Annotated in this window: 10 protein-coding genes and 2 tRNA genes; 7 read left to right on the forward strand and 5 right to left on the reverse strand. The window is 69.7% G+C overall.

Translation table 11 applies throughout. The annotated features are described in order from the left end of the window. A partial coding sequence (locus tag FLL47_RS14785) for a hypothetical protein (RefSeq protein ID WP_222106081.1) occupies nt 1-576 on the forward strand: 576 nt, incomplete at its 5' end. Nucleotides 577-924: 348 nt separating this feature from the next. Here FLL47_RS14785 and FLL47_RS14790 read toward each other — a convergent pair. The 3 genes from FLL47_RS14790 to FLL47_RS14800 form a co-directional block, all read right to left on the reverse strand. Continuing rightward, nucleotides 925-998: transfer RNA gene (locus FLL47_RS14790), tRNA-Gly, on the reverse strand. 65 nt (nt 999-1,063) lie between these two features. Continuing rightward, nucleotides 1,064-1,140: transfer RNA gene (locus FLL47_RS14795), tRNA-Pro, on the reverse strand. Nucleotides 1,141-1,429: 289 nt separating this feature from the next. Continuing rightward, nucleotides 1,430-1,726 carry a hypothetical protein gene (locus FLL47_RS14800; protein WP_144121106.1) on the reverse strand — a complete coding sequence of 99 codons (297 nt, stop codon included), beginning with the start codon at nt 1,724-1,726 and terminating at the stop codon, nt 1,430-1,432. A 245-nt stretch (nt 1,727-1,971) separates the two neighbouring features. On the opposite strand from FLL47_RS14800, the gene tig reads away from it, so the two are divergent. The 4 genes from tig (at nt 1,972) to clpX (ending at nt 6,267) form a co-directional block, all read left to right on the forward strand. Continuing rightward, nucleotides 1,972-3,339 (forward strand): trigger factor, encoded by a 1,368-nt coding sequence (tig, locus tag FLL47_RS14805; protein WP_144121107.1) that lies wholly within the window; start codon nt 1,972-1,974, stop codon nt 3,337-3,339. Between the two features lie 157 nt (nt 3,340-3,496). Continuing rightward, entirely contained in the window at nt 3,497-4,108 is a 612-nt protein-coding gene (locus FLL47_RS14810) for an ATP-dependent Clp protease proteolytic subunit (RefSeq protein WP_120316546.1), read from the forward strand. Nucleotides 4,109-4,120: 12 nt separating this feature from the next. Next, on the forward strand, nt 4,121-4,774 hold the full coding sequence (locus tag FLL47_RS14815) for an ATP-dependent Clp protease proteolytic subunit (protein WP_144121108.1): 654 nt from the start codon (nt 4,121-4,123) through the stop codon (nt 4,772-4,774). A 200-nt stretch (nt 4,775-4,974) separates the two neighbouring features. Then, complete coding sequence (gene clpX / locus FLL47_RS14820) at nt 4,975-6,267, forward strand: ATP-dependent Clp protease ATP-binding subunit ClpX (RefSeq protein WP_144121109.1); 1,293 nt, start codon at nt 4,975-4,977, stop codon at nt 6,265-6,267. Between the two features lie 53 nt (nt 6,268-6,320). Here clpX and FLL47_RS14825 read toward each other — a convergent pair whose 3' ends face one another. Then, entirely contained in the window at nt 6,321-7,001 is a 681-nt protein-coding gene (locus tag FLL47_RS14825; RefSeq protein WP_246157932.1) for a helix-turn-helix domain-containing protein, read from the reverse strand. 41 nt (nt 7,002-7,042) lie between these two features. On the opposite strand from FLL47_RS14825, the gene FLL47_RS14830 reads away from it, so the two are divergent. Beyond that, on the forward strand, nt 7,043-7,891 hold the full coding sequence (locus FLL47_RS14830; RefSeq protein ID WP_144121110.1) for a DMT family transporter: 849 nt from the start codon (nt 7,043-7,045) through the stop codon (nt 7,889-7,891). Between the two features lie 173 nt (nt 7,892-8,064). Continuing rightward, nucleotides 8,065-9,243 (forward strand): MFS transporter, encoded by a 1,179-nt coding sequence (locus tag FLL47_RS14835; protein WP_144121111.1) that lies wholly within the window; start codon nt 8,065-8,067, stop codon nt 9,241-9,243. Here FLL47_RS14835 and FLL47_RS14840 read toward each other — a convergent pair. Beyond that, entirely contained in the window at nt 9,240-10,082 is an 843-nt protein-coding gene (locus FLL47_RS14840) for a GNAT family N-acetyltransferase (RefSeq protein ID WP_144121112.1), read from the reverse strand. The genes FLL47_RS14835 and FLL47_RS14840 overlap by 4 nt on opposite strands. Between the last annotated feature and the right edge of the window lie 255 nt (nt 10,083-10,337).

Below are 10,337 nucleotides of genomic sequence, written 5' to 3' on the forward strand. Positions count from 1 at the left end.
GCCGCGGCACTGGGTGTGCTGCTGCTCGGCGGCGGAGTCGTATTCGGTCAAGGACTGCTCGCCGACCCCGGCGCGACTGCGCCGGCGGGCACGGTCGCCGCCGCGCCGCGGCCGGTGATCGCCCCGAAGACGCCGACGGGAACCCCCGCCTCCACGCCCGCGAGGGTCGTGCCCGGGCTCGCCCCGTACGTCGGCACCTGGCGGGTACACGGCGCCGAGCTGACCATCAAGCCCGACGGGACCGCCACCGAGCGCATCCAGCTCGGCCCGTGCCGCGGCATCTCCGTCCCGGTCCGCTGCACGGCCGACGCGACCCTCAAGGTGGACCTGAGCCCCGGCGCGCCGCACCTGCTCTACACCGGGTTCCGCTACACCGGCGACGACGGTGCCACGGTCGTGCCGGACAGCCTCGAAGGACTGCCCCGGGTCGGCGACGGCTACCGGGTGCGGGTCTTCGGCCCCGGGGTCATCGAGCTGATCCCGCTCACCGAGCACCTGCGCCAGATCCTCGGCTCGCCGTACCGCTGCAACGCGAGCGCCGACGAGTACGCCCGCCAGCGCCTCTGCAACGCCTGACGGCACGATGCCGGCTTCCGGCATGGAACCCGCGTGATCGTCCTGCTCAGACGATGGCCCGCAGGTAGGGAATACGGCCCAGCCCGAGGGATATGCCGAACGAGGCCGGCAGGACGACCGGGAAGGATGGCGACGACGGAACAGATCGCCAGGATCCGTAGCACGTCGAGTCCGTGGTCGCGGCCGATCCGGTCGGCGGTGGTCAGACCGGGTGCGGGGTGCTCGGTCACGGGTTCGGTGCGGGTCGGGGTGGTGGTCACGGCCGGGGGCGACACGCGATGTGCGGCTCTCTGACACGACGACGGCCCAGGTTGCGGCGATGGTGCCGACTGCCTGGGCCGTCATGTATGGAGCGGGCGACGAGAATCGAACTCGCGTAGTCAGTTTGGAAGACTGAAGCTCTACCATTGAGCTACGCCCGCGCGGCCCCTAGTTTAGCGACCTGTCAGCACGGTCTGTCGGCGAGGTCGATGTGCCGGACCGTGGCTGGTCGGGGTGGCCGGATTCGAACCGACGGCCCCTCGCTCCCAAAGCGAGTGCGCTACCAAGCTGCGCTACACCCCGTTGCGCCGGGCGACCGGCGCTCCCGGAAGTGTATGCGGTCTTCGCACCTGGTCGCACACCCATATAACCGTGTCCCGTTATGAATGATTTTCGGCATTTGCCCCGTGCCGACCCCTCTGCCGATCTACGGTGAAGACAGGGACGGGGAGACGATTCGCCCCTCGCTCGCCGATCCGGGAGTGCGCCGGGGTTCGTTCGTCCGAGCCGGTGTGACGCTCCTGGATCGGCGCCCACGACGGGGCGGCGACGGCACGGCGGTGGCCCGGACCCCCGGTGGGGCTTTGTTCGATCAGGCGGATGGGGCTCCACCGGGCTGCGCGGGCCCGTCCGTGTGGATCAGATGCGCGTTGGCCGGGGTGAGTCGCTCCGGCCTGATCTTCCTGTGCAGCCATACTGTCAAGGCCACGGTGAGCAGCGCGAAGAACACTGCACCCGCGAGCGCCAGTTCTTTGCCGGCGGCCGGCCCGGCCCAGACCGGGGCCGGCGTGGCGAGCGGTGTCGGGTGCGCAGCGGCCAGGCTCAGCAGGGGCCCGCCGATGTCGGCGAGCACGGTGGCCAGCAGGGCTGACGCATCGATCGGTGGCACGGCGGTCTCCTCCCCGGACAACCCGCCCAGTTTGTCTGCTTTGCTGGATATTATGGTGGTGCCGCGCCCGAGATGTGTGACATCCGCCGAGAACCGCGGCCCGATGCCAGGGGGCCACCAGGTATTCGCCTACACTCGACCGGGCTTCGTGTCCGCGTGTCGGACCGGCCTCATGACGCGGCGTGGCCGAGCAGTACAGTGCGAAGGCCCGTCAAAACGACCGAAAGATCCCAAGGAGTACGCCAGTGAAGAGCACCGTCGAGACTCTGAGCCCGACGCGAGTGCGGCTCGCCATCGAGGTGCCGTTCGCAGAGCTCGAGCCGAGCCTGAAGAAGGCGTACCGGGAGATCGCGGCGCAGGTGAACATCCCCGGCTTCCGCAAGGGCAAGATCCCGGCCCAGGTCATCGACGCGCGAGTGGGCCGCGGCGCCGTGCTGCAGGAGGCGATCGAGGAGGCCATCCCGCAGCAGATCTTCGCCGCCGTGCGTGAGCACGAGGTCAAGCTGCTGGGCCGCCCGGCCGTGGACAACCTCGAGTTCTCCGACGGTCAGCCGCTGAAGTTCACCGCCGACGTCGACGTGCGCCCCGAGCTGACCATGCCCGAGCTGAGCGCCATCAAGGTCGAGGTCGAGCCGCTGGCGATCGCCGACGCCGAGATCGACGAGCAGGTCGACGGCCTGCGCCAGCGCTTCGCGACCCTGAAGACGGTCGAGCGCGCCGCCGGCACCGGCGACTACGTGCAGCTCGACCTGATCGCCACGGTCGACGGCGAAGAGGTCGAGGGCGGCACCGCCAGCAACATCTCCCACGAGGTCGGCTCCGGCCAGCTCCTCAAGGGTCTCGACGAGGCCATCGTCGGCCTGTCCGCCGGCGAGGAGGCGACCTTCGTCAGCCAGCTCGTGGGCGGCGAGTTCGCCGGCCGCGACGCCGACGTGAAGGTGACCGTGCGCACGGTCAAGGAGAAGGAGCTCCCCGAGCTCGACGACGACTTCGCCGGCCTGGCCAGCGAGTTCGACACCCTGGAGGAGCTGCGCGGCGACCTGCGCGAGCGGATCACCCGGGTCAAGAAGGTCGAGCAGCTGTACGCGGCCCGTGACAAGGCGCTCTCCGAGCTGGTGAAGCAGGCCAACGTGCCGGCGCCGGAGGGTGTCGTCTCGGACGAGGTCGAGCAGCGCAAGGCGGCCATGGTCGAGCAGCTCGAGCGGATGGGCGCGAGCCTCGAGGAGTACCTCGCCGCCGAGGAGAAGACCGAGGAGCAGATCGACACCGAGCTCGCCGAGGCGGCAGCCGAGGGCGTGAAGATCCAGCTGGTGCTGGACACGATCGCCGAGTCGGAGAACGTCGAGGTCAGCGACGACGAGTACGGTCACGAGATCGTGCACCGTGCCCAGCGCGCCGGTGTCGCGCCGCAGGTGTACTACGACCGCCTGGTCCAGCAGGGCGCCGCGGCCGCCGTCTACGGCGACGTGCGCCGGGGCAAGGCCCTGGCGCTGGTCATGGAGCGGGTCGTGATGACCGACACCGACGGCGAGGTGCTGAGCCTGGACTCGCTGCGCGAGGACAACGGCCACGAGGGCCACGACCACGGTGACCACGAGGGTCACAACCACTGACATGAGCATCGCGAAGGACCCGTTCACCACCGTGGGCGGGTCCTTCGCCGTTCATGCCGGGGACGGGTGCGCTGAAAGCGAACACGCGGATCTCGGGGAAGCTGCGGTCAGTGGCAGCGGTTAGGGTCGCTGTAGGACAACGAGAAAGGCTGCCGATATGAGCGAGCTGCACGTTCCATCTGCGCGGGGTTCCGATCCGATCGCCGGCGGCCTCGACGATTCTGTGTACAACCGCCTGCTCAAGGAGCGCATCGTCTTCCTGGGCAGTGACGTGAACACCCAGGTCGCCAACCGGATCTGCGCGCAGCTGCTGCTGCTGTCCGCCGAGGACCCGGACCGCGACATCTACCTGTACATCAACTCGCCCGGCGGCTCGGTGTACGACGGCATGGCGATCTACGACACCATGCAGTACATCAAGAACGACGTCGCGACGATCGCGCTGGGCATGGCGGCCTCGATGGGGCAGATGCTGCTGTGCGCGGGCGCGAAGGGCAAGCGGTCCGCGCTGCCGCACGCGCGGATCATGATGCACCAGGCCTCCGGTGGCATCGGCGGCACCGCGGCCGACATCGCCATCCAGGCCGAGCAGATGATCTACACCAAGAAGCTGATGATCGACCTGATCGCCCAGCACACCGGCCAGCCGGTGGCGCAGATCGAGGCGGACAGCGACCGCGACCGCTGGTTCAACGCGGAGGCGGCCAAGGAGTACGGCTTCATCGACCACGTCATCACCTCGGCGCAGGCCGTGCCGGTCGGGAACTGAAGGAGCTAAACGATGTTTCCAAACCTGAAGCCGAGCTTCGCCGAGGTCAGCAACCGCTACATCATCCCCTCGTTCATCGAGCGCACGTCGTACGGGACCAAGGAGACCAACCCGTACAACAAGATGTTCGAGGACCGCATCATCTTCCTGGGTGTGCAGGTCGACGACGCGTCCGCCAACGACGTGATGGCGCAGCTGCTCGTGCTGGAGGCGGCCGACCCGGACCGTGACATCACCATGTACATCAACTCGCCCGGCGGCTCGTTCACGGCGATGACCGCGATCTACGACACCATGCAGTTCGTGCGCCCCGACATCCAGACGGTGTGCCTGGGTCAGGCGGCCAGCGCCGCGGCCGTGCTGCTGGCGGCGGGCACGCCGGGCAAGCGCCTGGCGCTGCCGAACTCGCGCATCATCATCCACCAGCCGGCCACCGAGGGCGGCTACGGGCAGGGCTCGGACATCGAGATCCAGGCCCGGGAGATCATGCGTATGCGCACCCAGCTGGAGGAGATGCTGTCGCGTCACTCCGGCAAGGATGTGGCGCAGGTCAAGAAGGACATCGACCGTGACAAGATCCTTACGGCCGCCGAGGCGCTCGAGTACGGCCTGGTCGACTCTGTGATGACCAGCCGCAAGAAGAGCCTGATGGCGGGCGCTCGCTGAGCATCGCGCGGTGCCGTTCACTCCAACAGGTGGACGGCACCACCGCGGTGTCACAGCCGCGTGTGAGAATCTGGTTCAGCGGTAGGCGGGGTGGGGACGCCGCAAACCGCCTCACAACAGGTAACGTCAAGGCAGAACCGATGTCGCGCCGTCTCGTGCGGCACGGCGTTCGTCCGCTTCAGGGGCAGGGGGAGTCGTAGGTGGCACGGATCGACGGCGGCGACCTGCTGAAATGCTCTTTCTGTGGCAAGTCGCAGCGCCAGGTGAAGAAGCTCATCGCCGGGCCCGGTGTCTACATCTGCGATGAGTGCATCGACCTCTGCAACGAGATCATCGAAGAGGAGCTCGCCGGCGAGGAGCAGGTCCGCTGGGAAGAGCTGCCCAAGCCGATGGAGATCTGTCAGTTCCTCGACTCATACGTGGTGGGCCAGGACGGCGCCAAGAAGGCCATCGCGGTCGCGGTCTACAACCACTACAAGCGGCTGCAGGCCGACGCGGCGCACACCCGCGGCGGTGAGGCCGTCGAGTTGGCGAAGAGCAACATCCTGCTCATCGGCCCGACCGGCACCGGCAAGACGCACCTTGCGCAGACCCTGGCCCGCATGCTCAACGTCCCGTTCGCGATAGCCGACGCGACCGCGCTTACCGAGGCCGGCTACGTGGGTGAGGATGTCGAGAACATTCTCCTCAAGCTCATTCAGGCCGCCGACTGGGACATCAAGCGCGCCGAGACCGGCATCGTCTACATCGACGAGATCGACAAGATCGCCCGCAAGTCCGACAGCCCCTCGATCACCCGTGACGTCTCCGGTGAGGGCGTGCAGCAGGCGCTGCTGAAGATCCTGGAAGGCACCCGGGCCAACGTGCCGCCGCAGGGCGGCCGCAAGCACCCGCAACAGGACTTCGTCGAGATCGACACCACCAACATCCTGTTCATCTGCGGCGGCGCGTTCGCCGGCCTGGAGCAGATCATCGAGCAGCGCACCGCGCGCTCGGGCCTCGGCTTCGGCGCGCACCTGCGGGCGGTCTCGGACCGCACCAACGACGAGGTGCTGGCCAAGGTCATGCCGGAGGACATGCTGAAGTTCGGCATCATCCCCGAGTTCATCGGCCGCCTGCCCGTCATCACCACGGTGCGCAGCCTCGACCGCGAGGCGCTCGTCAAGATCCTGACCGAGCCCCGCAACGCCCTGGTGAAGCAGTATCAGCGCCTGTTCGAGCTCGACAACGTGGTGCTGGACTTCGACGACGAGGCCTTGGAGGCCATCGCCGACCAGGCCATGCTGCGCAACACCGGCGCCCGCGGCCTGCGCGCCATCATGGAAGAGGTCCTGCTCTCCGTGATGTACGAGGTGCCCAGCGACCCGAACGCCGAGCGCGTGATGATCACCCGCGACACCGTGCTGGAGAAGGTCTACCCGACCATCGTGCCGCGGCGCGACCTCAGCACCGGCCGCCGGGCGCGTCACCACCGCGAGGAGAAGACCGCCTGACCACACGAGAAAGCGCCGTCCCCATTGCGGGACGGCGCTTTCGTCGTCGCGGGTCAGCGCTGGGCGATCAGCGAACGGCGGCGGCGGTCGAAGTCGCCCGGCGGCATCGCCACGATCATGACCAGCCGGGCGGGGGAGTCCAGCCCGTTGCGGTAGGTGTGCGCCCGGTCGGCACGGAAGTCCAGGGTCTGCCCGACGTGCACCAGGTGGTCGACGCCGTCGACGGTGACCACGATCTGGCCGACCAGCACGTGCACCATGCACCGGGTGCCGGGTGGCAGTTCCTCGGCCTCGTAGCGTTCCTGCGGGGCGAACCGCCAGTCCCACAGCTCCACGAAGTCCGGGTCGTTCAGGCCGCGCAGCAGCCGTCCCGAGCCGCCGCGCCCGCCGCGCCACAACACGGGGGCGTCGTCCATCTCGCTCAGGTGCACGGTTCGGTCCGCGGCGGGCTGGAGCAGTCGGGCCACGGTGACGCCGAAGGCGTCCGCGATGCGGGCGAGGGTGCCGACGCTGGGATTGGTTCGGCTGCCCTCGATCTGGACGAGCATGCCCTTGCTGACCCCGGACCGGCCGGACAGTTCGTCCAGGGACCAGCCGCGGCCGGCCCGCAGCGCGCGCACATGCAGCGCGACCGCGGCGTTGATCTCCTCAAGGGGCAGATGCCGGGGCCGGGGAGCGTGCGAACCGTCGCCGCGCTCGGTGGATCGGGCCCGTTCGATCGTCGTATCGGTCAACACGCTGTCCTTTGCGGTCAATACTGTGATACGAACTCGTCGTGATCTCTATCCTGCTTGCGGGCACGTCCGCCCTGGTCTGGGGCACCGCCGACTTCTGCGGCGGCAAGGCCGTCCAGGGTGCCGCGAGCGTGCGTGGGCATTCCTACTCGGTGACCGTGGTATCGCAGTTGTGCGCAATACCGATGATCGCAGCTTTCCTCCTGTTGGTCCCGGGTCGGCTCGGCGTGTCGGCACTGGGATGGGGCGCAGCGGCCGGGATTGCCGGACTTTTCGGGATTGTCCTGCTGTACCAAGGGCTGGCGAGCGGCGCGATGGCCGTCGTCGCCCCCGTCACCGCCGTCACCTCCGCTCTTGTGCCGCTGACCGGCGGGCTGCTGCTCGGCGAGCGGCCGGCCGTCGCCTCGCTGATCGGGGCGGTCTGCGCCATCGGGGCGATCGCACTGGTCAGCCTCGGCCCCGCCGAAGGCGCGAGCGCGACCGGCCCACGGGTGATCGGGCTCGCGCTGTCCGCCGGGGCCATGTTCGGGATCTTCTTCCTGCTGCTGGCCCAGGCGGGGGAGAGTGCGGGCATGTGGCCGCTGGCCGCGGCCAGGTTCGCGTCCATCCCGGTGGGCCTGCTCCTGCTCCGGCCCATGGGCGGCACGCTGCGACTGCGCGGATCGGTGCTGGTGCTCACCGCGGTGGCGGGCACGCTCGACATCGCGGCCAACGGCCTCTACCTGCTGGCCGCCCACCAGGGCCAGCTCAGCATCGTGGCCCCGATCGCCTCGCTCTACCCCGCCAGCACCGTGCTGTTGGCGCTCGCCGTGAACAAGGAGCGACTACGCCCTGTCCAGTTCGCAGGTCTGGGCATGGCCGCGACCGCGCTGGTCCTGGCCGCGGTCTGAGCCGATCGGCGGCCCGTGCGAGAACCTTCAGGCGGGCTGCGCCACTCCGCGGCGCCCTCACCGTGATCGCCCTCACCGTGGGCGCCTTCGCGGGAGCGGTCCGATACGCGGGACAGGGCCGATCCACGGAAATCACCGTGGTTGCCCGCGAGTGCGGCACGTAAGGTCCACGTGTGACTTCGGTAGTGACGCGAGCCCGCTGGGCGGTGGCGACGGTATTCGCGGTGCACGGTGCGGCCAGCGGCAGCTTCGCCGCCCGCATTCCGTGGATCGCCGAGAACCTACACCTCAACGAGGGTTCGCTCGGCCTGGCGCTGATCATGCCCGCGGTCGGCTCGCTGAGCACGATGCCGTTCACCGGGCGGCTGGTGCAGCGCTGGGGAGGGCGTACCGCCACCAGGGTCCTCATCGCGGCCTGGAGTCTCGCCGTCGGCGTGCTCGCGCTCGCGCCCAGCCAATGGGCGCTGATGGGCATGCTGCTGCTCGCCGGGGTGACCGCGGGCACCTCCGACATCGCCATGAACGCCGAGGGCGTCGAGGTCGAGCAGCGCCTCGGCCGCTCGATCATGTCCAGCCTGCACGGCATGTGGTCGGTCGGCGGGCTGATCGGCTCCGGCATCGGGGCCGGGGCGGCATACCTGGACATCAGCGCCCCGGTGAACCTCGGGGTGATGGGCGTGCTGCTGGCCGTGGTGGGGGTCACCGCCGGGCGCTGGCTGCTGCCGAACGCGCCGGTGCCGGCGTCCGAGGACGGGCCGCGGTTCTCGCTGCCGCGCGGGCCGGTTCTGATCATCGGGCTGGTCGGCTTCTGCGCCGTCTTCGCCGAGGGGGCCACCGCCGACTGGTGCGCCGTCTATCTGCGCCAGATCCTGGACGCCGGTGAGGGCCAGGCGGCCGTGGCGTACAGCGCCTTCGCGCTGTCCATGGCCGGCGGCCGGCTCGTCGGCGACGCGGTGGTGCGCCGGTTCGGGGCGGTCGGCACGGTGCGGGTGGCCGGTGTCGTCGGCATCCTCGGCGGACTGCTGGTCGTCACCGCCTGGACGCCGCTGGTCGGCGTGCTCGGCTTCGGCATGATCGGCCTGGGCTGCGCCGTCGTGGTCCCGCTGGCGTTCAGTGCCGCCGGACACACCGGCGACCATCCCGCGCACGCCATCGCGGGCGTGGCGACGGTGTCCTACGGTGCGGGCCTGGCCGCGCCGGGGCTGATGGGCGGGATCGCCCACGCCACCTCGCTGCCGTTCTCGTTCGCGCTGGTGACGGGCCTCATCGCGATCGTCGCGCTGGGCGCGGGCAGGCTGCGCGCGGCGGAGATCGCCCACCGGGAGCCGGTCCCGGCGGGCGCGTCGGCCTAGTCGACTTCCCACATCGCGGTGTCCTGCAACGGCCGGTACCCGATCGCCTGGTAGATCTTGTTGCTGGTCGGGTTGGTGAGGTCGGTGAACAGCGTCGGGCGCAGTCCCGCGCTCAACACGGCCGCGCTGACCGCGGCGACGAGGGCGCCGGCGTAGCCGTTCCCGCGTCGCCGGGGCGGGGTGTAGACCAGGTTGAGGCGTACGACGCCGGCCGCGGGTGCGGTCATCGCGGCCATGCTGACCGGCTCACCGCCGGCCTCCCACACCCAGAGCAGCCCGCCCAGGGCGAGCCGGCCGTCGATCGGCGCGGCGGGGTTCGAGTGCGGGTGGTCCGCCAGCGCTTCCCGTTGGAACGCTGCGGACCAGGCCACCAGCAGATCCCGATCCGCGGCCGCAGCCTCGCGGGGGCGTCCGGCCACCCGGGTCGGCGGGACCACCTGCAGTACGTCGAACATGCGGTACGACGCGAGCAGCGTCGCGCTGCCGCCGGTGTGTTCGGCGACGCCCGCCGCGAGCCGCTCCGTCTGGTCCGGCAGCCCGGTGAACCTGCGTACCTGCGGCGCGTGCGCGACGAGGTAATCCGCCAGCGCCGGCTCCGCTCCCTCGGCCAGCTCGCTCAGCAGCATGGCGAAGGGAGGCGGGCACACCGCGATGCCCGCCAGGGTGCCGCCGTCGGCTAGCACCCGCAGCATGAGCAGGTCCGATTCGGGCGCGACGATGCCGTCCATCCGGGACTGCAGCAGCGTCAGCAGCTGGTTGTTGCGGATGGGTTCGCGCAGCAGCCAGGGCATCACCGCGGGGGCGTACTCGGCCAGCGCTGTGTCCGCGGTCACCCTCACGGGTCAGATTCTGCCCCGACAGTGCGCGCCGGAATACTCCTTTCCCGACATCCAACCGGGGTGAACAGCTAAGATAGGCGAGCAGTGATGATGTGACCGGCGACAACCGACCCCGATTTGCATCCGGGTCGGGGGGCCGCGTAATGTTCTCTCTGCCAGCGAGGAACGGACAAAAACACCGGGGCTGAAGAGCTCGGGTGGAGGCCGGATCGCTTGGCCGCCCGGAGTGGGGCGGACCCCGGTTAGGGGGCCGCG

The sequence above is a fragment of the Catellatospora sichuanensis genome (assembly GCF_007483665.1).
GTDB classification, from domain to species: domain Bacteria; phylum Actinomycetota; class Actinomycetes; order Mycobacteriales; family Micromonosporaceae; genus Catellatospora; species Catellatospora sichuanensis.

Excerpts from the sequence above, each read along its gene's own strand:
- FLL47_RS14815 (WP_144121108.1), top strand. The coding sequence starts at position 4,121 with ATGTTTCCAAACCTGAAGCCGAGCTTCGCCGAGGTCAGCAACCGCTAC.
- FLL47_RS14810 (WP_120316546.1), top strand. The coding sequence starts at position 3,497 with ATGAGCGAGCTGCACGTTCCATCTGCGCGGGGTTCCGATCCGATCGCC.